Genomic DNA, 21,219 nt, shown 5'->3' with positions numbered 1-21,219 from the left:
TGACTGATAAGGAGATGATCTGATGGCTGAAGATGCAAAAGAAGAAAAAGGTAAATCATCCGGCGGACTGCTGCCGATCATCAATCTGGCTCTGCTGGTTCTGGTACTGGCTGTCGGCGGATTTATTGCCTGGAAGCTGATGAGCATGGAGCAGCCGGCTGCAGATGCCGATAAAAAACCGGTCACCCAGACCGAGGAGACGGCTCTGCCCGAGGCCGAAGAAGAGAATGCCGGGCCACCAATCATGATCGATATCGATAACATCACGGTCAACCTGGCTGATACGGATGAAAGCCGTTTTCTGCGCACCAAGATCAAGCTTGAGGTACGCAGCGAGGAGGCCAAGACCAAGGTCACCGAAAATATGGTCAAAATCAATGACCTGATCATCACCATGCTGGCCAGCAAGACCTTTGCAGAGATCCGTACACCACAGGGAAAATATGCGCTGAAAGAGGACATGGTTTATCGGCTTAACCGCATTGTCGGCGGCAAACCGATCAAGAACCTGTACTTTACGGACTTTGTTTCCCAGTAAAGCCGGAGCTATCCATGAGTGAACCGATCCTGGCCCCCGAAGAAATAGCCGCTCTGATGGCCGAGGTTGACAGCGGTGAGCAGACCGAGGCGATCTTTGCCACGCTGCCGCCGATCATACAGCCGGCCGATGTCAAATCGTTCCAGTTTGATGGCCGCGATGACGAAAGCCCCGAGCGCTACCCGATGTTCGTTAACCTGCAGGAGCGTCTGGTTGAAATGCTTGATGAGCAATGGGATGAGCTGTTCCGGCGCGACATCAGCGTGCAGGTCAGCAGTCTGGAAAATCTGCTCTACCGGGATATCATCTCCGTCGATGCTCCGCAGGTTTATTTTGTCTTTGAAGCCGAGGGCTATGGACGCATTCTGATCAGTTTTGATACAGCCCTGATCGTTGCATTTGTCGACGCCATGCTCGGCGGCGACGGTGAAGCCAGCGGCAATCCGCAGACGCTTTCGGCTGTCGAGATGAAGCTGGCCAACCGTATCGGCGACAAAATAAGCAAAACACTGTCCGATCTGTGGGGGCCGGTTCATCCGCTTGAATTCAGCCTCGAACGTCTGGATTACGACCCCCAGTTTCTGGCCGTCACCGGTGCCATGGAAAAGTGTTTCAGCACCTTCTTTGATATCAAACTTAACGATGAACTCACCGGCCAGATGGGCATTTACTATCCCCGCCCGTTTCTGGAGCCGCTGATGGATATTCTGCGGGTCACCGTCAGTGATGATACCGTGGAGAATGACGATGAATGGACCGGTAACCTGCTTGACCGGCTGTCACTGACGCAGGCATCGCTGCGACTGGAGCTTGGCCGCTGTCAGATCAACATCGGCTCCTTTCTGGCCATGAAACCGGGTGATTTTTTGCCCCTGAGTACACGCACCACCGATCCATGCTCGCTGTGGATTGAGGATATTCCCCTTTTTGAGGCCAGACCGGGCGAGAAAAACGGCGTACTGGCAGCAGAAATCATTCAACCCGTTCAACACGGAGGCTAATTATGAGCAACAACACAGGCGCACCTGATCACTCTCAAAAAGCAAATCTTGAAGCGATCATGCATGTCCCTCTCGAAATCAGTGTGGAGCTCGGTCGCGTCAAGCTGCCGCTGCATACCATTGCCAGACTCAATCGTGGTATGGTGATCGAGATGAACAAGGAGGCCAATGCCGAGGTACAGATTCTCGCCAACGGCAGTATTTTCGCCAAAGGCGAAGTCGTCTCCACCGGTGACAAACTGGGTGTCCGTATTACAGAAATCGTGCCGCCTGCCGCACGCATCACCACCCTTTCCTGAACGATGATGCAAAGCGGAATGCTGGCCATGCTGATGCAGTCCCTGCTGGGGCTGGCCTTTGTACTCGGCCTGTTTGCCCTGCTGGTATGGGGCATGCGCCGCTTTCAGGAGCGCCAGGGCATCAGCAACAACAGCGACTTCCGGGTCGTAAGAAAGATCCATATCGATCAACGTAACAGCATTGTCGAAATCACCCATCAGGGGCAGCAGTACCTGCTTGCACTCTCCCCCGGCGGGGTGGCCCAGCTGCGGGCGGATCATACCATAAACCACAAGAGTGAGCCGTACGCGGCTCCTCCGGAGCAATAATGAAAGCGTGGATGCCCGGTCATACCCTGCTGGTTGCAGCACTGATGTTGTTGCTCATGCCACAACTGGCAGACGCAGCCACGATCCCGACCCTGTCACTGAATCTGGGGGACGGGGAAGACCCGGATACATGGTTCACAGGCCTGAAGATTCTTGCCATGCTGACGATTCTGACGCTGGCCCCCTCCATTCTGGTCATGATGACCTCTTTCACGCGTATCCTGATCGTCTTTGCCTTCCTTCGGCAGGCACTGGGCACCCAACAGGCGCCTCCGAACCAGATACTGATCGGTCTCTCCCTGTTTCTGACCATGTTTGTCATGATGCCCGTATGGCAAAAAATTGACACTGAAGCGCTGACCCCCTATCTCAATGAGGAGATCAACCAGTCAGTCGCCTATGACAAGGCCATTGCCCCCTTGCGCGACTTCATGCTCAAGCAGACACGCGAGGATGATCTTGTACTCTTTCTCAGCGCTGCGAAAATCGACAAACCAGCCAAGGCGGAGGACATGCCGATGCACGTGCTGATCCCTGCCTTTGTCATCTCCGAACTGCGTACCGCGTTCGAAATCGGCTTTCTGATCTATATTCCTTTTATCGTACTGGACCTGATCGTCGCCAGTGTGCTGATGAGTATGGGTATGATGATGCTCCCCCCGGTGATGATTTCGCTGCCGCTGAAAATCATTCTGTTTGTACTTGTGGATGGCTGGCACCTGATTACCGCTAACCTGCTTGCAAGCTTCAAGCTTTAACAATAAAGCCCACCGGCTCGAGCGGCTGGAAGAGGGCAAAAAAAACCGCTACATTCACCGGCCGGATGACAGCGTTCTGTTTCGGGGAATAGAGGATCAGCCATAGCATGGACAAGCAAACAGATCGCATTCATCGCGATATCGATCGCCAGATGACCATCTCTATCATCATCTCCATGGTGATCGCCGTGCTGATTTCCGTGTCGCTGTGGTCCGGGCCGATTGAGCAGGCTTTGTCGTACTGGCTGGGAGCGATGCTGTCCATCGCGGTCATTCGTCTTGTTCTGCTCTATCCTCGTCGGCAGTCCCCCATCCGCTGGCGCCTGCAATGGTTGCTCACGGCACTCGCCGGACTTGGCTGGGGGCTCTCGGCCCCACTGTTTCTGCCATCGATAGACAGCCATCAGCAGACCCTGTTGTTGCTTGTGCTGGTGGGAATCGTTGCAACCAGCAGCAATGCCTATGCCGGTCGCATGCCGCTTTTCTATGCCTTCATGCTGACATCCCTGACCCCTGTGGCCGCCTGGCTGTTAAGCCGTGACGACCGCACCTTCATCACCCTCGGTATCATCTGCCTGCTTTATATGCTGGCGCTATCACTGTTTGCCCGTCGCAGCACGGCCCTGTTGCGGATCACCGCCGCCCACAATGAACAGCTGCAAACAGAGATCCGCGAACGGGTGAGACAACAGCAACACCTGGAGTTTCAGCGAGCGATTCTTAATGCCATCGCCAGCCATCGTGATCCCCTGCCCGCACTGCTGACTACCATCATTCACCTGGTTGAGGCACAGCGCGAAGGCATGCTCGCCTCCATATTGCTGCTGGATGAGACGGGTAAACACCTGCATGCCGGTGCCGCCCCCAGCCTGCCCAACGCATGGAACAAGGCCATTGACGGCGTCATGATCGGTCCGGAGGTGGGTTCGTGTGGCACGGCGGCCTTTCGCAATGAGCGGGTTATTGTCGAGGATATCGCGTCTGATCCGCTCTGGAGCAACTATCGGGATGGTGCACTGGCATTTGATCTGAAAGCCTGCTGGTCTGAACCGATTCGCAGTGCGGATGGCCGTGTGCTGGGCACCTTTGCCATGTATTATCACACCCCCTGTTCACCCGCAGCAGGTGATATTGAACTGATTGAAAGCGTCGCCAGCCTGACCAGCATCGCCATTGAAAATTACCGGCGCAAAGAACAGCTGGAGAGCAGTCAGCATCATGAAGCTGAACTTGCCGCCATTGTCGAATACAGCTCCGATATGGTCTACGCCCATGATCTTGAGGGTACGATCATCACCGCCAATGCAGCCTGTATGCGTCATTTCGGTGACCGGATCATCGGTAAAAACATCTCCGAGATCATTGCACCTGAGGATGCTGAAAAGGCAGTCAGCATGATGACGCAAAAACGTGAACAGGGCGGTAACACCGTCTATGAGCTCACCGTGATCGACCTGCACGGACACAAACGGGTTCTCGAAGTCAACTCCAGTCTGGTCACCCGCGATGGCACCGTGGTGGCGGTTCAGGGGGTTGCCCGTGATATTACCCGTCGCAAACGGGCTGAGGCACGGCTGCAGCTGCTGCAGCAGGCTATTCATGCCAGTGACGAGAGCATTATGATTCTGGATGCCGAAGGGCATATCGAGTTTGCCAATCCGGCTGCCGTTCGCATGTACCGGCTGCCGCTTGAGCAACTGCTCGGCTCCCCTGCCGCCTGTGTACGCAATGGCGAGGTCGGAGACGAGACCTACCGTGATATCATTGCCACCATCCGTGATGGCAACAACTGGCAGGGCAACATCCGGCTCAAGGATACTGGCCGTCTGATCGGACGCCGTGTTTCGCCGGTTATGGATGAGGCAGGAGTCCTGCACCATCAGGTATGTATTGACCGGGATATCACCGACGAACACCGGCGCAGCCAGCAGCTTGAACATACGCAACGGCTCGAGAGTCTCGGTATTCTTGCCGGTGGCATCGCCCACGACTTCAACAATCTGCTGACTGCCATTATGGGCAATGCCGCCATGGCAGAACGCAGCCTGGATGATGCATCCGCCGCCAAACCGTTTATCCTGCGTATCGAGGAATCGAGCCAGCGGGCCGCTGACCTGTGCCGGCAGATGCTGGCCTATTCAGGCAAGGGACAGTTTATCGTTAAACCGATTAATCTGAGTGAACTGATCACCGAAATGACCCGCCTGATGGAGGTGTCGATCGATAAGAATGTCACCCTCCGCTACGACCTGAGCCATTCCATCCCCCTGATCGAGGCGGACACAGCCCAGATGCAGCAGGTGATCCTGAACCTGATCACCAACGCCAGTGAGGCGATCGGCAGCAAAAACGGCATGATCAGCTTCACCACCGGTGTCATGCACCTGGACCGGGCCTACCTGGATCGCACACTGACCCATGAAACCCTGCGTGAAGGCGAATACGTCTATATGGAGGTCGCTGATAACGGCTGCGGCATGAGCAGCAGCACCATGGAAAAGATGTTTGATCCATTCTTCACCACCAAGTTTACCGGCCGCGGGCTTGGCATGAGTGCCATGCTGGGTATTGTGCGCGGCCATCATGGCACCATCCGCGTTTACAGTGAGCCGGGGCGCGGTACCACCTTCAAGATTCTGATCCCCGCCACCACTAAAAAAGCCCTCCCCTCCGCCGGCACAGTCAATCACCACTGGCATGCTCATGGCACCGTTCTGGTCGTGGATGATGAGGAAAGTATTCGCGATGTGGCCAGTATCATGCTGCAGGATATGGGCTTTGATACCATCACCGCCAACAACGGCGAGGAAGCCGTTGAAATTTATCGCACACAACAACATGCGATTGTTGCCGTCCTGCTGGATATGACGATGCCGAAAATGGATGGCAAGGCATGTCTTGCCGAGTTGTTGTGCATCAATCCGGATATCAGGGTCATCCTCTCCAGCGGTTACACGCGTGAAGATACAGATGATCAGTTCCCCAGCGGTTTGCTGGCCTCCTTTATCCAGAAACCCTATACCCCGGAAAGCCTGCAACAGACCATGCGCCAAAGCCTGAGCAGCTGATCTACCGGCTTGCTGCGATACAGCAGGCCGAAAACAGTACGTCCCGCCATTGGCACGTCGATTGCTCTGATCAACGGCATGAGTCCTGATTTCGTCATACAGATCGGCAGTGAAGCCCTCAAACTGGTGCTGTTGATCTCGCTGCCCATGCTCGGCGTTGCCCTGGTAGTCGGCATCGCCATCTCGCTATTTCAGGCCGTCACCCAGATTCAGGAGATGACCCTTACCTTCGTTCCCAAGATCGTCTGTGTATTTGTGGCCATGATCCTGGCCGCCCCCTGGATGAGCGAGCAGATGATCTCGTTCACCCGTGAGCTCTTTGCAATGATTCCGACGCTGACCCGGTAACAGCAATGGATATACCATGGCCGGAACTCGATCAGATCATTATCGGTCTGCTGATTCTGCTGCGTGTCAGTGCAACCGTCATGATGCTGCCGGTTCTGGGCCACCAGCTGGTCCCCTCATCGGTGAAGATCGGTCTGATTGTGCTGCTCACCATCGTGATATTCCCGCTGGTCGCCGACAAGGTGGCAGTCATCCCGCTCAAACCGCTGGCCTTTGTACTGGTTGCCACCCATGAAATTCTGGTCGCAGCTGCCATCGCCCTGTTTGCCCAGCTGATCTTCGCCGGCATCCAGTTTGCCGGCCAGCTGATGAGCTTCCAGATGGGTATGACCGTGGCCAATGTGTTCGATCCTGTCACCCGCTCCCAGCAATCGATCATATCACAGCTGGCCGTGACCCTGGCCATGCTGTTGTGGATCTCGGCCGGAGCACACCATATCTTTATTGTCACCCTGATCGACTCGTTCACACTGTTCCCGATCCAGCAGCCATTTCATTTTCCGGCCTTGCTGACCCTGACGGATGCTGCCGCCACCATGTTTGTGCTGGCCCTTAAAATATCCGCCCCGATCATGCTTCTTCTCACCCTGATCTATGTTGCACTCGGCCTGCTCTCCCGTGCCGTACCGCAGATTCAGGTGTTTTTCGTCAGCTTTCCGCTGACGGTCGGGCTCGGCCTGCTGGTCTTTGCCATGGGCATGCCCTCCTTTGTCTATCTGGTCAGCGATGCCTTCTCAACCCTGCCCGCCAACGTGCCGCTGTTCCTGCGCCATCTGAGCGGAGGCTAAACAGACATGGCCGACGAACAGGACAAAAGCCAACAAACAGAGGACGCCTCCCCCAAGCGCATCGAAGATGCGCGAAAAAAGGGACAGGTGCCCACCAGCAAGGAACCATCGACCGCCATCGCCTTTACCGTACTGAGCCTGATGATGATCACCGGCCTCGGCAGCTGGCTCGGCGAAACCATGAAGGAGATGATGGAGGCCTATCTGTCGGGAAAGATCCGGCTGGACACCACCACTGAAGGTGTCCAGGCGATGCTGATCACGATTGCAGCGGAGATCGGTAAAATACTGCTGCCATTTGCCGTCCCGATCATGCTGCTGGGGGTGCTTGTCACCTTTATGGTCACAGGGCCGGTCTTCACCTTTGAAACGATGAAGCCGAAGCTTGAAAAGATCAGCCCGATGAAAGGCTTCAAACGCCTCTTCTCGACCAAGGCACTGGCTGAATTTATCAAATCCGTACTCAAGCTGACCCTTATTTCCGTCGCCTGCTCGATTGTTGTCAGCGGCCTGATGCCGCAACTGCTGCAATCAGCCCTGACCGCGCCACAGGAGATTGCCTCACTGGCCGTGGATGGCAGCGTCAAAATAGCAACACTTGCCGCAATCATCTTCGTGCTCATTGCCCTGGCCGATGTGCTTTACCAGCGCTGGGAGCATGCCAAGTCACTGCGTATGTCGAAAAAGGAGCAGCGTGACGAATACAAGGAGAGTGAAGGTGATCCGCAACTCAAGGGCAAGATTCGCCAAATGCAGATGCAACAGGCTCAAAACCGCATGATGGCTGATGTTCCCAAGGCGGATGTGGTTATCACAAACCCGACCCACATCTCCATTGCCATGGCTTATGACCCGATGGGAACCGGCGCTCCGCGTGTGCTGGCCAAGGGAAAAGGCCATATCGCAGCAAAAATTCGTGAAATTGCACGCGAACATCATATCCCGATGCGTGAAAACAAACCTTTGGCAAGATCCTTGTTTAAGCAGGTCAAGGTTGGTGACGAAATCCCCGAAGAACTGTTCGAGGCGGTCGCCATCATCCTGGCCGAGATTTTCCGTCTCAAACAACGCCGATAAGGCGTAACGAACCAAGGAGCGCCCCATAGTGCAACAGGCAGCCGCATTAACATTGCAACGTATAGGCAGACAACCGGATATTCTTCTGGCTGTTGCCGTGCTCGCCGTATTGCTGGTGATGATGGTACCGCTGCCCACCTGGCTGATGGATGTGATGCTGGCAGCCAATATCACCGTCGGCATTCTGATTCTTCTGACCTCGCTGTATGTGCTCAAACCGCTGGAGTTTTCGGTCTTCCCGTCCCTGCTGCTGCTGACCACCCTGTTCCGCCTTGCCCTGAACGTGGCAACCACCCGTCTGATCCTGCTGCATGGTCAGGAAGGACCGGCAGCCGCCGGTCATGTGATCGAGGGCTTCGGTCAGTTCGTCGTTGGTGGCAATACCGTCGTTGGTCTGATCATTTTCATTATTCTGGTACTGATCAACTTTATCGTGATCACCAAGGGTTCCACCCGTATTGCCGAAGTGGCCGCCCGCTTCACCCTCGATGCCATGCCCGGTAAACAGATGGCCATCGATGCAGATATGAATGCCGGCCTGATCAATGACCGTGAGGCACGCATCCGTCGTGAAAGCGTTGCCCGTGAAGCCGAGTTTTACGGCTCCATGGACGGTGCATCGAAATTCGTCCGGGGTGATGCCGTAGCCGGCCTGATTATCACCGCCATCAATCTGATTGGTGGTCTGGTGATCGGTGTGATGCAGAATGGTATGTCGGTCAGTGATGCCATTGCGGTATTCAGTCTGCTGACCGTTGGTGATGGACTGGTATCACAAATTCCGGCACTGATCATCTCGACCGCCGCCGGCATCATTATTACCCGTGCCAGCAGCAACAAGGCACTTCCTCTTGAGCTGAAAGACCAGTTCACCGCCCACCCCAAGGTTCACTGGGTTGCCGCCGGCGCACTGATGCTGATGAGCCTGGTACCCGGCCTGCCATTCATTCCATTTCTCATTCTTGCCCTCGGACTGGGAGCCAGTGGTTATTATCTCTATCTCGGGCAGCAACAAACCGACCTTGAATCGGAGGCGGAGGATGTCACCCCTGCTATCGAGCCATCACCTGAAGACGGACTCGATGAGCTGCTGGTCGAGGATCCGATCCGGCTGGAGATCGGCTATGGCCTGATTGATATGGTGGAGAGCGGGCGCGAAGGCAATCTGCTTGATCGCATGAAAAAGGTACGCCGCCAGATTACGCAGGAGATCGGCTTTGTCCTGCCACCGGTGCATATCAAGGATAATCTGCAGCTCGGTGTCTCCGACTATCAGATTCTCATCCGCGGTGCAGTGGTGGGCAAGGGCGAAATCCGCCCGCGTAACCTGCTGGCGCTTGAAAGTCAGATCAGTGGCCCGCCGGTGGAGGGCATCCCGACCCAGGAACCGGCCTTCGGACTGCCTGCTGTATGGATTACCGAAGATAAACGCCAGCAGGCCGAGCTCTCCGGCTACACCGTGGTGGAACCGACAACCGTCATTATCACCCACCTGACCGAGCTGCTGCGCGGACAGGCGGCGGAGATGCTCGATCGCACCCAGGTACATGAACTGCTCGACAAGTTTGCCCAGCGCCACCCGAAAGTGGTCGATGAGATCGTACCTGCGCAGGTTTCAATCGGACTGTTGCAGAATGTGTTGCAAAGGCTGCTGCAGGAGTGGGTTCCTATCCGTGATCTGATGCTGATTCTCGAAGCACTCTCCGATCATTCCGGCGAACATCTCGGCATTGATGATCTGGTTGAGCGGGTCCGTGCGCGTCTCGGCCGCACCATTACCCAGCGCTACCTCAATCAGCATGGCGAACTGACGGTGTTTATGCTTGATGGTGAGCTGGAGCAGCGGATGAGTGAACGGATCATGCAGCAACCGGGCTGGTCACTGCCGCTGGATATGGCCGAATGGCAGCGCTTCATCTCCCGTCTGAACGAGGTTGCAACCCAGTTTGATGTGGATACACCGATCCTGCTGACCACGCCTCAGTTGCGTGGTTACCTGACCCGTGCCCTGCGCAAGGTCATGACCCGTATTACGGTACTTTCTATCGCCGAAATTCCACCGCAAACCAACATTCAGGCGCTGGCCAAAGTGAGCTTGTACGATGCGCATTAGAGTCTTTTCAGCCCCCCATCTGCATGAGGCCCTCTCCAAGGTACGCAAGGAGATGGGGCCGGAAGCACTGATTCTTGACCGCCAGCAAAGCAAGGATGCCAGTGGCAACAGCCTGTGGCATGTGCATGCCGCCCTCGATGCGGTGGCACCGCCCCCGGCAAAGCCGGTCAAACCCGCACCACAACCGGTCGCTGAACCCGCTCAGCCCCATCCACTGCATGCAGACGCCACCATCCGTCGCCTCGAACGGATGATCGAAGGACTCGGCAACAGGGAAAGTGCCAGCCTGCGCCAGGCACTCACTGAAGGCGCTGATCAGCGCGCCTTTGACCTGTTACTCAAGCTGGGGGTTTCAGCCAGTCATGCATTTGACATGGCTCCGGACTTCGCCCGGAGAAATCCGACAGGCAGTAAAACCATCCGCTGGGGTAAACGCATTAATCCCGGCGAGCAACGCCATATCGTCCTCTTCACCGGCCCGTCCGGCTGTGGAAAAAGTACCCTGGTTGCCAAGCTTGCCGCCCATTACAGCATGAAAGGAATCCGTGTCGCGCTCGCCTCCACCGATACCGAACGTATGGGCGGGCTCGACAGCCTGAAGGCTTATGCCAGCACACTCGGCATCCCTTTCTTCCCCCTGCGCAAAGCGGCGGATGCCGGTGATATTCTGCGCCAGACGCAATCGGCACAACTCCTGCTAATAGACAGTGAAGGCTGGAGTCCACGCCGGGATTTCGGGTTAAAACGACAGACCGCGCTCTGGGATGCAATGCAATGTACGCAACGCTTCCTGGTGCTACCAGCCAATATGGATGAGGAGGATGGCATGCAGCTACTGGGCCACCATTCAGCATCGGCCATGACACATCTGGCGTTTTCCAAGCTGGATGAAACACAAAAGCCGGGTAAAATCGTTAACTGGGCCATTTCTGCCGGATTGCCACTGGGCTACTGCAGCTTCGGGCCTGAAGTACCCGAGCAGATGGGCTGGATGACCGATCATGCTCTCACCGCATTGCTGGGTAAAACCGGCCGGGATGCATCGGTATGAACAGCGCCGCTGAGTCAGCACTGCCCATCGAAGCGCAGGCCACCCCCGCCCCTAAAACAGCACCGCGTGTACTCTCCATCAGCAGTGGCAAGGGTGGCGTCGGTAAAACCTTTATCTCTGTTCACCTGGCCGCTCACGCCGCCGCCCAGGGAAAAAGGGTACTGCTGATCGATGCCGATCTGGGCCTCGCCAATGTGGATGTCATGCTCGGCCTGCAAACATCGGGCAGCATTCTCGACCTGCTCAGTGGTGATAAAACCCTGGATTCCCTGATTACCCCCTGCAAACAGGGCTTTGATGTCCTCCCCGGTGGCAGCGGTCTGTATGAGCTGACCAATCTCAACGTCAACGAGCAGCAGATCATCCTCGATACGCTGCGTGAGGCCGGCCAGAACTATGACCTGATCCTGATCGATACCGCAGCCGGTATCGGCGATAATGTGCTCTACTTTTCATCTGCCTCTGAAACGGCGCTGGTTGTACTCACCCCTGATCCAACCTCGCTGACCGATGCCTATGCCCTGATCAAGGTGATGTCACAGCAGCGTGATGTGCGCCGCTTTATGGTCATCGTTAATCAGGCGGATGAAATCGATGCGCTGATCACATTTAAACGGCTGCTATCGGTCAGCGACCGCTATCTGGATGTCTACCTTGACTATATCGGCTATCTGCCGCAATCGGCCGAGGTACGAAAATCCATTCAGCGCCAGACCCCTCTGACCCATGACGGCAGTGATTTATCCCGTCATATCGAGAAACTGTTTGACGGCTTGCTTGCCCGTCCGCGCGATCACTCCCGCTCTGCCGGTTTGCAATTCTTCTGGGAGCACAGCCTGTCATCATCACTGGATGACGATGACCAGCCCGTTCCTCATGAGGCCGGCAGTCAATCTGCCGGGGTGGTATGATGCAACTGCCTCATGCTGCTCTCGCCGGCAGCCTGACCGGCCTGCTCTTCGGGCTGGCCGTCTGCCTGATCCAGAATATTCCAGTCGTTGATTCACTTTATCGTATCATGATTCTGACCTTTGCCGGCGCATGGATGGGCATGCTGCTGGCCTGGCTGAACCAGTTGCTGCCTACCCGCTGCGATGACCATTCCGAACATCAGGATTCCGGTGTATGAGTGCCCTTCCCAATTACAGTAAAAGCCCGACCCCTGACGAGCTTCTGGCTGAATATATGCCGCTGGTACGCTATCACGCCGACCAGCTGATGCGTCGCACGCCCGACTCCATCGAGTTCGATGACCTGATCAATGCCGGTGTGCTCGGCCTGCTCGACGGTGCCCAGCGCTTCGATCACAGCCGCGATGTCCAGTTCAAGACCTTTGTATCCTACCGGGTACGCGGTGCCATGATTGATTACCTGCGCGCGTTCGACTGGATGCCGCGCGGCCTGCGCGATCATGCCAAAGAGATGCAAACGGCTTTCTACGAGCTGGAGCAGCGCTACGGACGTCCGGCAGAAGAAGAGGAGATTGCCAGGCATCTCAATATTTCACTGGCCGAGTATCGCGAGCGTCTGAACCATGTGCGCAGCATGTCGGTTATTCACTTCGATGATTTGCCGGTGAACAATGACCATGAGGATGAAGTCAGTATTCTTGAAACTCTGGCCGGAGATCCGTCGGAAACACCCGAAGCACGCAACACACTCATTGAGTTCGTTGAGCAGTTGGCCGATGCCATCAGTAAACTGCCACCACGTGAACATATTCTGATCACCCTCTACTACTATGAGGAGCTGACGATGAAAGAGGTTGCGCTGATTCTCGGCCTGACCGAATCGCGTGTATCGCAGGTTCACTCGCAAATGGTCCTGCGCCTGCGCGGACTGATGGGACTGGAATAGGCGATGGAAGCACTCCTATCAAGGCTGCCGCAATCAGCCAGCGATCTGATCGGGCTGGCCGTCGACCTGGCCCTGATCATCGCCATCGGGCTGCTTTGGCTGACCTGGTATCGCAATGGCAAACGGCAACAGCGGCTGGAGCAGATGCTCGGCTCCGCCGCAGCACAACTGGAGGAGGCCACACGCCATCTGTCCGAAGCCACAGAAACCATGCAGCAGCTCAAGGCGGCGCAACAAGAAATGACACCCCCACCGCCCCGTCAGGCAGCGCGCGCATACGGACGGGAACCGGCAAGGAGTCCGGCTGCCAGCGAGCGCCCGGCTCCGCCGCCGGTCAGGGAAACACCACTTGCCCCGCCACCACAGCACAGCACCCAGGCAACCATGATTTTACGTATGCACCGTGAGGGTGAGACAGCAGAAACCATTGCTGAAAGGCTGAATATGCCGCTGGCGCAGGTGCGACTGATGCTTAAGTTACATACAGCATCGACCACAGCCGGCCAGCGAGCAGACGTATAACCCGCTTTCGATGAAGCTCCCCGCGATCGTCGCCCAGACTGTCAGCCAGAACATCCGGCCTGCCGGTCCAACCGGCGCCCTGCCATGGGCCAATGGCACCATCCTCAGCGGCCGCCTTGAACCCGGCCAGGGCGGCATGGCCACCCTGATCATTGCATCCCAGCGATTTCAGGCCACGCTCCCGTCAACCCTGCCAGCCAATATGCCGGCAGGGCAGATCTGGCTTGAACTGCTCAACCGGGATGAACCGGCACGCTTCCGTATTCTCAGCCGCCAGCAGGCGGTGTCGGAGATTGCCGAGAAACTGGCTGAGCTGGCTTCAAGCCGTTCAACAGATAGTGCCACCCCCGTGCAGAGACATCAGTCACAATCCTCATGGGCATGGCAGGATCATCACCCCCTGCATGGCTATGAGTCTGATAACGGACAACGTCTGATGCTGGATGAACGTGACAGCCATCAACCGCGTGGCATGATCGAGCGTCAAAATGACGAGCATGGCTTCGCGCTGCATGGCCGTATCGACCTTGAGCAGCTGGGAACCCTCTACTTCATGTTGCAACAGCAACAGGGGGGCGTGCCACAACTTAAACTGCGCGCCACCCGGAGTGACAGCTTCAACCTGCTGCGCCTGCCATTTGCCGAATGGATCGCATCACTGCAAACAGCCATCCATGCTGACCAGAACGGCCTGCGCCAACAGCTCAACAGTGAGCTCTCCCATGGCGATGAGCCCCTGCTGATGCCACGCATCGCCAACCGGCAGGCCTGATATGAAAAAAGCGCAACCGGACAGAAAGGCAGCTGTCGCACTCAGCTATGATCCCCTTTCCGGACAGGCGCCGAAGGTGCTGGCTTCCGGTTACGGTGTACTGGCGGAAAAAATACTGGAAATCGCCAGTGAGCATCATATTCATGTTCACCGCGATGATACCCTCAGTCAGCTGCTGGCCCGGGTTCCCGCCGGCACAGAGATTCCCGAAGAGGCCTACCAGCTGGTCGCAGAGCTGCTGGCTTTCCTCTATCAGACCGATCAGCGGCTGGCGAAAAAGGTGAAGCGCCCATAATCCTGTGCATCACCCGGTGCATCATCCGGCGCATATGGCATCATGCCGCCACCTGTAATATGGACCGGCATCCGGAAAAATCACACAGACGGCAATGAGCCGGCCAACACATCCCGGATCACCTGACTCAACCTGCTGGCAGAATAGGGCTTGCTGATGATGATATCGCTACTGCCGGAGTAGCCATTCACCAGGGCAGCGCTTTTATCGTAACCGGTGACAAGAATGACCTTAAGATCCGGATTTAACTGCCTCAATTCACGCACCAGCTCTCTGCCACCCAGTTTCGGCATCACCACATCGCTGATCAGCAGCACAATCTCACTCCTGTGGGCCTGAAACTGCTCAATCGCCTGTAGACCATCAGATGCCGTAACCACCTGATAGCGCAAACTTTCCAGCAACTCACACGCGACCGTCAACACCCGTTCATCATCATCCACCAGTAAAATGGTCTCTCCATTTCCCTTGCACACAGAAGTATCGACGCTATCCGGTGCCTTCACCGGAATCTGCGACAATGGCAGGAAAATACGCATCGTTGTTCCGGATGGCGCCGCCTGCGAGGTCAACACATCCACAAAGCCGCCATGGGTTTTAACCGCACCATACACCATCGCCAGCCCGAGTCCGGTTCCCTTTCCCTGCTCCTTGGTCGTAAAAAACGGTTCAAACAGATGCTCGACATGCTCCGCCGCGATACCGGTGCCGTTATCCGCAACGGCCAGACAGGCATATCGCCCCGGCTGACACCCCTCCCGCCCTTCGACGAAATCGGCATCGACATCGATACACTGCAATGAAACAGAAACAGCAGGGTTTGGAGCAGCCCGCACAGCATCAATCGCATTATTGACCAGGTTCATCAATACCTGCTGCAGCTGGTTCACATCACCCTTAACCTGTATCTCCTCATCACAGAGTTGCAAACTGAAATCAATATTTTCAGGCAGTGACACCTGCACAAGTTTGACGATCTCCTTCAAAAAGGGCACCACTGAGAACGGCACCATAGAAACAACCGCCTTACGTGAAAATGCAAGTAACTGCTTGATGGTGGCTGAAGCGGCATAGGCAAGTGTTTCCACACTTTCAAGACGGGCCACGACTCCGGGCATCATCCTTGCCTCTTTTCTTGCCAGATAAAGGTTGCCAATCATGGCCGCAAGTGAGTTATTGAAATCATGGGCGATACCACCGACCAGCGTACCAATCGCTTCCATTTTCTGTGCCTGACGAAGTTGATTCTGCAGCCCCTCAAACTCCTCCAGATTCTGCTGCAAACCGACAAAATGGCTGATATGTCCATCCCTGTTTCTGATCGGGGAAATAGTCAGCATGACAGGATAGGTTTTGCCGCTCTTTTTTCTGTTGATCAACTTTCCCTGCCAGTTTTCACCGGCGGTAATCGCTTGCCACATTTTGCGATAGAAACGGAGGTCCTGCGCCCCGCTTTTGAACATGCGTGGATTCTGCCCCACCACCTCATCTTCGCTATAGCCTGTAATATCGAGCAAGGCATTGTTCACATAGACAATCGTACCATCAGGGTCGGTAATGATCACCGACTCACCGGCCTGTTCAATGGCTTCAGAAAACAGCCGCAGCTTCTCCTCGGCACGGTGAACACGTGTCAGATCCGTGACCAGCAGTAACATAAAGTTCTGCTGCTGATAATGAACCGGCGCTTTCGACAATAATACGGTCACCCTGTCACCGTCTGTGCTGACCAGATGCAGTTCTGTCTCAGCAACCCCGTCACTGCTCAGAACAGCCGCAGCTTTCGCCTGCTCATCCGCACCGATCAGTGAGATAAAATTGCGTCCGCGCAACTGATCGGCAGAGATACCCACAAGCTCCGAAAAAAACGGATTACTGTGCATGATGCGACCGTCGTTATCACAGGTCAGGCCACCGCCATGCATCATCTCAAAAAAGGTCATATACGGCTCTTCCGCTCCCGGCAGGGCCATCACGGTATGATTACTCAGAATTGCATCCACACCGCCGCTTTTTAACGCATCCAGCGCACTCTTTGCCTGCTCAACCCATTGCCGGAGTTCGGCATTCTCCCGCTCCAGAGCCTCGATTTTCTTCACGAATTACTCCCTGGCTTTCAGCTGCAACCCGACCAGTACCTTACCGGTATCGGAAAGATCACCGACCACCTTGCGCACCGGCGTTGGCAACCGGCGCACGAGCGTCGGCACCGCGATGATTTCATCGCCTTCGGCCAGATGCGGATCGACCAGAAGATCCACCACCTCCAGCTCATAACATGGAGCAAGATGTGACTCGCATATCTCCCTGAGATTACTGATCGCAAGCACCGAGCGTGGCGATTGGCCAACCACATAAAGACGCAGCTTCCAGCCGGCGGTTGAGACCGGACAGGGCACATCAGCCTCAGATTCACTCATCATCACTGACTCCTGCACTACGCCGCTCCGAGACCTGATGAATTAACATCTCTGTTTCGCTGGACTGGATCGCCTCCAGCTGCCATTTACGCTCCAGTGACTGCTTCTCCGCCTCGAATTCCGCCATCAGTGCCGACACACGTGCCTGCATGGTTTTATAGCGACTCTCGAGCTCCAGTCGCTGCTGCTCCTCTGTCGTCTTGCGATCTTTTGCGGCCTGAGCCTGCCTGACCTGCATCAGATAGCGCTCCGAGCCTGTCACTACCTCTCCGGCAGCGTTCAGCATCACATCCTTCAGGGAGACGCCACCATGGGTAATCAGAAACTCCCTGATCTGGTTGGAGTTTCTCGCCCCGCGTGACTTGATGACATAGAGCCCACGGGAACGTTCACCGGACGACTCCATACTGCGCAGCTGGATCCAGGCATCCATCAGACTCGATATTGAAGAGGATGTCGTTTCCCCCGCCTCTTCCGAGGCCCATGTCAGCGTGGTAAACAGCATGGTGACACCGCGCGCTTTCAACTGATCAATTGTACGCTGCAACATCCGCTTCACCGCCAGGGATGAAGAGTCAATATGCAGGGCTGTAATCGGATCGATTACCACCAGTGCCGGTTCAAACAGGCGAACCTGGCGCATTAGCACCGCCATCTGCATCTCCAGTCCGTAGACTGAGGGGCGATTGGCCACAAAGGCCAGCAGACCGTGATCAAGCCACTGCTGCAGATCGATGTTCAGGGATTTAAGATTACGCATGATTTGCGCCGGTGATTCCTCCAGCGCAAGATAAAGGGTTTTCTCGCCACGGCCACAGGCCGCGTCGACAAACTGACCGGCTATCGTTGATTTGCCTGAACCACTGCCACCGGATACAAGTAAGGTAGAGCCATAATAGATACCGCCTCCGAGCATCTGGTCGAGCCTGGTAATACCGCTTGGAAACACTCTGTTACTGACCGGATAGTCCAGGCTGTACTGATTGATCGGCATGCAGACAATCCCCGTATCATCAATCAGAAACGGATATTCATCAGCGCCATGTCCCGAGCCTCTGTATTTGGTAATACGCAGCATCCGGGTTGCCACCTGATCGGTCACACGCAGGTCCAGCAACACAACACAGTCGGCCAGATACTCCTCGATCCCCCGACGGGTCAGGCTCTGCTCACCTTTTTCAGTGGTAATCACAGCCGTGATCCCCTGTTCTTTAAGCCAGCATAGCAATCGTTTGAATTCGGCTCTCAGAATCGACTGGTCCTGAAAAGCGGAAAACAGATTCTCCACTGCATCAAGTACAATGCGTTTGGCCGCGACCGCCTGAATGGCCGCGCCAATACGAATAAACAGTGGCTCCAGGTCATATTCGCCGGCTTCATGCAAGGTGTGAGCATCGATATCAATGGGCAGAATTTTCAGCTTACCGGCTGCCACCATCGGCTGCAGAGCAAGCCCGATCGAGGCAACATTGCCGATAATATCTTCACTGCGTTCTTCGAAACTGACAAACACCCCTGGCTCATGAAACAATTGAATACCATGAGCAAGAAATTCGATACCGAACAGTGATTTACCCGAACCGGCCGAGCCACAGATCAGAGTCGATCGCCCGGCAGGCAAGCCTCCGTCGGCGATACGGTCAAAACCGGTAATACCGGTTGGACATTTTTTTAACTGATTTACAGACGATAATTGATTCATGCAGCGCAAACTCCCGACAATGATGCCCCGTATCCGGGCCTGTCATCCTGTGCAGCAGCAATCAGCCAATGTATGTACGCAACCCGCCTGTACCCACACAACACTACTTAAATGCAACTCTGGCAATATTCAGCAAATCCAGTGCCAGAATCGTTACACTCAGTCGTTAAGTCCCAGCACGTCCTTCATATCATAGATGCCGGCAGACTGAGCCGTCAACCAGATCGCCGCACGTACGGCACCCCGGGCAAACACCATGCGGTCGGAGGCAATATGATTGATCTCGATGCGCTCCTCCTCGGCAATAAACATCGCCTTGTGCTCACCGACGATCGAACCACCGCGTGCGACTGAAAAACCGATCGTGCCGGCTTTGCGAGCCCCGGTAATGCCTTCCCGGGAAAGTACGGCCACATCATCAAGTGCCACCCCGCGACCGGCTGCAAGCGATTTGCCCATAGCCAGCGCCGTTCCACTCGGTGCATCCACCTTATGACGATGATGCGCCTCGAATATCTCGGCATCATAGGATTCATCCAGAACAGCTGCGGCCTTCTCGATCAGATTCAGCGCCAGCGTGACACCAACCGAGTAGTTCGCAGCCATGACAACCGGTGAATCCGCAAGCGTCTCATGCAGCTGCTGCAGCTGGGCTGCATCAAAACCGGTCGTTCCGATGACCATGCCCATACCACGGGCCGCCACAAATGCAGCATACGCAAGTGTTGCGGCCGGTGCGGTGAAATCGATCAGCAGATCGGCATCGGCACAGAGAGCGATATCATCGACAATCCTGACCCCCAGCGTTTCGATACCGGCCAGCTCGCCCGCATCACGCCCGATAAAAGGAGAACCGGCACGCTCGGTGGCACCGGCAAGCTCTGCCCCGGCGGCCTCGCTGACCGCCCTGACCAGCATCCGCCCCATACGGCCGGAAGCACCTACAATGACAATACGTACCGCACTCATGCTTTATTCTCGCCTGAGAGTTCATCCCAGAACTCCTTGACCTTGCCAAGGAATGAAGAGCGATCCGGATAGACCTCATCGCCCGCCTCGGAAGCAAACTGGCGCAGCAGCTCCTCCTGACGTCCGCTGAGTTTCTTCGGCACGGCAATATTCACCCGCACATAGAGATCACCCTTCTGACCCGATGCCCGGATGTCCGGCACACCGTGGCCACGCAGACGGAAGACACGCCCGCCTTCGGTGCCGGCAGGAATTCTGATCTTCACACGGCCGCCCAGTGTCGGTGCATCCACTTCGGCTCCGAGCGTCGCCTGAGGGAAGGTAACCGGCATGGTACAATAGAGATCGGCACCATCACGCTCAAAGATCGAGTGAGCCTTAAGTGCGATGACGATATAGAGATCGCCCGACGGCATTCCCTGCTTGCCAACCTCACCCTCACCGGTCACACGAACCTGAGCCCCTTCGTACACGCCGGCCGGAATCTTGACCTTGAGCTTTTTGTTTACCTTGACGCGACCGGCCCCACCGCAACTGATGCAGGGTGATTCAATACGGGTGCCACTGCCGTGACAGGTCGGACAGGTACGGCGAACGGCAAAAAAGCCCTGCTGCATCTGCACCTGGCCATGACCACCACAGGTCGAACACGGTACCGGGTTGGTACCCGGACGGGCACCACTGCCATGACAGGTGTCGCAGGTGGCATGCTTGGGAATATCAAGCTCAACCTCTTTGCCAGAAGCTGCCTCTTCAAGGGTCAGGTTCAGGTTGTAGCGCAGATCGGCACCACGGGATGAACGCTGCCCGCCACCGGAAAACACATCACCGAACACATCACCGAAAAGGTCACCGAAATCACGGAAGGCATGCGAATCCTGGAAGCCGCCACGACCCCAGAAGTCATGCATCTGATCATCAACACCGGCATGGCCATACTGATCGTAGCGCGCCCGTTTGGTCGCATCGGACAGCACTTCATAGGCCTCGGTCAGCTCACGGAATTTCTCCGCTGCCTGCTCATCATCCGGATTACGATCCGGGTGATACTTCATAGCCAGCTTGCGATATGCCCGCTTTATTGTGTTCTCATCGGTGCCCTTGGCTACACCAAGTACCTCATAATAATCGCGTTTCGACACTCTAGCTCCCAGTCATGCTTTCAAATCTTGTCTGCTCATCACCGCAAAGGGCGCGAAGGTACGCAAAACAAACGGATCATCCATCCACATGCAGATCAACATTCATCCTGCCCGGTGTAATCAACCCCTGCATTCCTTTCGCATCCTTTACGGCTCAAATGTTCTGCAAACAGCCATAAAGTAAAAAGAG

The 21,219-nt window shown here is 55.8% G+C and carries 22 protein-coding genes; 17 read left to right on the top strand and 5 right to left on the bottom strand.

Annotation, left to right across the window (positions count from 1 at the left end; translation table 11 throughout):
* Positions 1 to 22: 22 nt before the first annotated feature.
* The 17 genes from FEF65_RS09315 to FEF65_RS09235 all read left to right on the top strand — a co-directional run bounded on the left by FEF65_RS09315 (position 23) and on the right by FEF65_RS09235 (position 14,796).
* On the top strand, positions 23 to 538 hold the full coding sequence (locus tag FEF65_RS09315) for a flagellar basal body-associated FliL family protein (RefSeq protein ID WP_138239540.1): 516 nt from the start codon (positions 23 to 25) through the stop codon (positions 536 to 538).
* A 14-nt stretch (positions 539 to 552) separates the two neighbouring features.
* Positions 553 to 1,539 carry a flagellar motor switch protein FliM gene (locus FEF65_RS09310; RefSeq protein WP_138239539.1) on the top strand — a complete coding sequence of 329 codons (987 nt, stop codon included), beginning with the start codon at positions 553 to 555 and terminating at the stop codon, positions 1,537 to 1,539.
* A 2-nt stretch (positions 1,540 to 1,541) separates the two neighbouring features.
* Positions 1,542 to 1,838 carry a FliM/FliN family flagellar motor switch protein gene (locus tag FEF65_RS09305; RefSeq protein ID WP_138239538.1) on the top strand — a complete coding sequence of 99 codons (297 nt, stop codon included), beginning with the start codon at positions 1,542 to 1,544 and terminating at the stop codon, positions 1,836 to 1,838.
* Positions 1,839 to 1,844: 6 nt separating this feature from the next.
* Positions 1,845 to 2,147 carry a FliO/MopB family protein gene (locus FEF65_RS09300; RefSeq protein ID WP_138239537.1) on the top strand — a complete coding sequence of 101 codons (303 nt, stop codon included), beginning with the start codon at positions 1,845 to 1,847 and terminating at the stop codon, positions 2,145 to 2,147.
* Complete coding sequence (fliP, locus tag FEF65_RS09295) at positions 2,147 to 2,905, top strand: flagellar type III secretion system pore protein FliP (RefSeq protein ID WP_238701311.1); 759 nt, start codon at positions 2,147 to 2,149, stop codon at positions 2,903 to 2,905. The genes FEF65_RS09300 and fliP overlap by 1 nt, the downstream gene beginning before the upstream one ends.
* Positions 2,906 to 3,012: 107 nt before the next feature.
* Positions 3,013 to 5,973, top strand: coding sequence for a hybrid sensor histidine kinase/response regulator (locus tag FEF65_RS09290; protein ID WP_138239536.1), 2,961 nt, complete (start codon positions 3,013 to 3,015; stop codon positions 5,971 to 5,973).
* A 78-nt stretch (positions 5,974 to 6,051) separates the two neighbouring features.
* Positions 6,052 to 6,321 carry a flagellar biosynthesis protein FliQ gene (gene fliQ / locus FEF65_RS09285; protein WP_138239616.1) on the top strand — a complete coding sequence of 90 codons (270 nt, stop codon included), beginning with the start codon at positions 6,052 to 6,054 and terminating at the stop codon, positions 6,319 to 6,321.
* A 5-nt stretch (positions 6,322 to 6,326) separates the two neighbouring features.
* On the top strand, positions 6,327 to 7,109 hold the full coding sequence (gene fliR / locus FEF65_RS09280) for a flagellar biosynthetic protein FliR (protein ID WP_138239535.1): 783 nt from the start codon (positions 6,327 to 6,329) through the stop codon (positions 7,107 to 7,109).
* Between the two features lie 6 nt (positions 7,110 to 7,115).
* Positions 7,116 to 8,186, top strand: a complete 1,071-nt coding sequence (gene flhB / locus FEF65_RS09275; protein ID WP_138239534.1) for a flagellar biosynthesis protein FlhB — start codon at positions 7,116 to 7,118, stop codon at positions 8,184 to 8,186.
* 28 nt (positions 8,187 to 8,214) lie between these two features.
* The gene (flhA, locus tag FEF65_RS09270; protein ID WP_138239533.1) at positions 8,215 to 10,299 is read left to right on the top strand and encodes a flagellar biosynthesis protein FlhA; all 2,085 of its coding nucleotides are present in this window, start codon (positions 8,215 to 8,217) and stop codon (positions 10,297 to 10,299) included.
* On the top strand, positions 10,289 to 11,350 hold the full coding sequence (locus FEF65_RS09265; protein ID WP_138239532.1) for a flagellar biosynthesis protein FlhF: 1,062 nt from the start codon (positions 10,289 to 10,291) through the stop codon (positions 11,348 to 11,350). The genes flhA and FEF65_RS09265 overlap by 11 nt, the downstream gene beginning before the upstream one ends.
* Positions 11,347 to 12,261, top strand: coding sequence for a MinD/ParA family protein (locus FEF65_RS09260; RefSeq protein ID WP_138239531.1), 915 nt, complete (start codon positions 11,347 to 11,349; stop codon positions 12,259 to 12,261). Before FEF65_RS09265 ends, FEF65_RS09260 begins: the two co-directional genes overlap by 4 nt.
* Positions 12,261 to 12,479 carry a hypothetical protein gene (locus tag FEF65_RS09255; RefSeq protein ID WP_138239530.1) on the top strand — a complete coding sequence of 73 codons (219 nt, stop codon included), beginning with the start codon at positions 12,261 to 12,263 and terminating at the stop codon, positions 12,477 to 12,479. Before FEF65_RS09260 ends, FEF65_RS09255 begins: the two co-directional genes overlap by 1 nt.
* Positions 12,476 to 13,207, top strand: coding sequence for a FliA/WhiG family RNA polymerase sigma factor (locus FEF65_RS09250; RefSeq protein ID WP_138239529.1), 732 nt, complete (start codon positions 12,476 to 12,478; stop codon positions 13,205 to 13,207). Before FEF65_RS09255 ends, FEF65_RS09250 begins: the two co-directional genes overlap by 4 nt.
* A gap of 3 nt (positions 13,208 to 13,210) precedes the next feature.
* On the top strand, positions 13,211 to 13,729 hold the full coding sequence (locus FEF65_RS09245) for a hypothetical protein (RefSeq protein ID WP_138239528.1): 519 nt from the start codon (positions 13,211 to 13,213) through the stop codon (positions 13,727 to 13,729).
* Positions 13,730 to 13,739: 10 nt separating this feature from the next.
* Positions 13,740 to 14,501: a hypothetical protein gene (locus FEF65_RS09240; protein WP_138239527.1), complete on the top strand. Its 762-nt coding sequence runs from the start codon at positions 13,740 to 13,742 to the stop codon at positions 14,499 to 14,501.
* 1 nt (position 14,502) lies between these two features.
* Positions 14,503 to 14,796: an EscU/YscU/HrcU family type III secretion system export apparatus switch protein gene (locus tag FEF65_RS09235; protein ID WP_138239526.1), complete on the top strand. Its 294-nt coding sequence runs from the start codon at positions 14,503 to 14,505 to the stop codon at positions 14,794 to 14,796.
* Positions 14,797 to 14,876: 80 nt separating this feature from the next.
* Here the strand turns inward: FEF65_RS09235 and FEF65_RS09230 are convergent, their stop codons facing one another.
* The 5 genes from FEF65_RS09230 to dnaJ all read right to left on the bottom strand — a co-directional run bounded on the left by FEF65_RS09230 (position 14,877) and on the right by dnaJ (position 21,029).
* Complete coding sequence (locus FEF65_RS09230) at positions 14,877 to 16,895, bottom strand: PAS domain S-box protein (protein WP_138239525.1); 2,019 nt, start codon at positions 16,893 to 16,895, stop codon at positions 14,877 to 14,879.
* Positions 16,896 to 16,898: 3 nt separating this feature from the next.
* Positions 16,899 to 17,216 (bottom strand): circadian clock KaiB family protein, encoded by a 318-nt coding sequence (locus tag FEF65_RS09225; protein WP_202978173.1) that lies wholly within the window; start codon positions 17,214 to 17,216, stop codon positions 16,899 to 16,901.
* The gene (gene kaiC, locus FEF65_RS09220) at positions 17,209 to 18,918 is read right to left on the bottom strand and encodes a circadian clock protein KaiC (protein ID WP_138239523.1); all 1,710 of its coding nucleotides are present in this window, start codon (positions 18,916 to 18,918) and stop codon (positions 17,209 to 17,211) included. Before kaiC ends, FEF65_RS09225 begins: the two co-directional genes overlap by 8 nt.
* A 159-nt stretch (positions 18,919 to 19,077) precedes the next feature.
* Positions 19,078 to 19,887, bottom strand: coding sequence for a 4-hydroxy-tetrahydrodipicolinate reductase (gene dapB / locus FEF65_RS09215; protein ID WP_138239522.1), 810 nt, complete (start codon positions 19,885 to 19,887; stop codon positions 19,078 to 19,080).
* Positions 19,884 to 21,029: a molecular chaperone DnaJ gene (gene dnaJ / locus FEF65_RS09210; RefSeq protein WP_138239521.1), complete on the bottom strand. Its 1,146-nt coding sequence runs from the start codon at positions 21,027 to 21,029 to the stop codon at positions 19,884 to 19,886. The genes dapB and dnaJ overlap by 4 nt, the downstream gene beginning before the upstream one ends.
* Positions 21,030 to 21,219: the final 190 nt, after the last annotated feature.

The sequence above is a fragment of the Mariprofundus erugo genome (assembly GCF_005818865.1).
In the GTDB taxonomy this organism is placed as follows: Bacteria; Pseudomonadota; Zetaproteobacteria; order Mariprofundales; family Mariprofundaceae; genus Mariprofundus; species Mariprofundus erugo.
Note: the sequence above shows the minus strand (reverse complement) of the source record. Positions and strands in the feature narration are given on the sequence as shown.

What these genes read in the sequence shown, in the direction of transcription:
- FEF65_RS09315 (WP_138239540.1), top strand. Translation starts at nt 23, where the DNA reads ATGGCTGAAGATGCAAAAGAAGAAAAAGGTAAATCATCCGGCGGACTG.
- FEF65_RS09310 (WP_138239539.1), top strand. Translation starts at nt 553, where the DNA reads ATGAGTGAACCGATCCTGGCCCCCGAAGAAATAGCCGCTCTGATGGCC.
- FEF65_RS09305 (WP_138239538.1), top strand. Translation starts at nt 1,542, where the DNA reads ATGAGCAACAACACAGGCGCACCTGATCACTCTCAAAAAGCAAATCTT.
- FEF65_RS09300 (WP_138239537.1), top strand. Translation starts at nt 1,845, where the DNA reads ATGCAAAGCGGAATGCTGGCCATGCTGATGCAGTCCCTGCTGGGGCTG.
- fliP (WP_238701311.1), top strand. Translation starts at nt 2,147, where the DNA reads ATGAAAGCGTGGATGCCCGGTCATACCCTGCTGGTTGCAGCACTGATG.
- FEF65_RS09290 (WP_138239536.1), top strand. Translation starts at nt 3,013, where the DNA reads ATGGACAAGCAAACAGATCGCATTCATCGCGATATCGATCGCCAGATG.
- fliQ (WP_138239616.1), top strand. Translation starts at nt 6,052, where the DNA reads ATGAGTCCTGATTTCGTCATACAGATCGGCAGTGAAGCCCTCAAACTG.
- fliR (WP_138239535.1), top strand. Translation starts at nt 6,327, where the DNA reads ATGGATATACCATGGCCGGAACTCGATCAGATCATTATCGGTCTGCTG.
- flhB (WP_138239534.1), top strand. Translation starts at nt 7,116, where the DNA reads ATGGCCGACGAACAGGACAAAAGCCAACAAACAGAGGACGCCTCCCCC.
- FEF65_RS09265 (WP_138239532.1), top strand. Translation starts at nt 10,289, where the DNA reads ATGCGCATTAGAGTCTTTTCAGCCCCCCATCTGCATGAGGCCCTCTCC.
- FEF65_RS09260 (WP_138239531.1), top strand. Translation starts at nt 11,347, where the DNA reads ATGAACAGCGCCGCTGAGTCAGCACTGCCCATCGAAGCGCAGGCCACC.
- FEF65_RS09255 (WP_138239530.1), top strand. Translation starts at nt 12,261, where the DNA reads ATGCAACTGCCTCATGCTGCTCTCGCCGGCAGCCTGACCGGCCTGCTC.
- FEF65_RS09250 (WP_138239529.1), top strand. Translation starts at nt 12,476, where the DNA reads ATGAGTGCCCTTCCCAATTACAGTAAAAGCCCGACCCCTGACGAGCTT.
- FEF65_RS09245 (WP_138239528.1), top strand. Translation starts at nt 13,211, where the DNA reads ATGGAAGCACTCCTATCAAGGCTGCCGCAATCAGCCAGCGATCTGATC.
- FEF65_RS09240 (WP_138239527.1), top strand. Translation starts at nt 13,740, where the DNA reads ATGAAGCTCCCCGCGATCGTCGCCCAGACTGTCAGCCAGAACATCCGG.
- FEF65_RS09235 (WP_138239526.1), top strand. Translation starts at nt 14,503, where the DNA reads ATGAAAAAAGCGCAACCGGACAGAAAGGCAGCTGTCGCACTCAGCTAT.
- FEF65_RS09225 (WP_202978173.1), bottom strand. Translation starts at nt 17,216, where the DNA reads ATGAGTGAATCTGAGGCTGATGTGCCCTGTCCGGTCTCAACCGCCGGC.
- kaiC (WP_138239523.1), bottom strand. Translation starts at nt 18,918, where the DNA reads ATGAATCAATTATCGTCTGTAAATCAGTTAAAAAAATGTCCAACCGGT.
- dapB (WP_138239522.1), bottom strand. Translation starts at nt 19,887, where the DNA reads ATGAGTGCGGTACGTATTGTCATTGTAGGTGCTTCCGGCCGTATGGGG.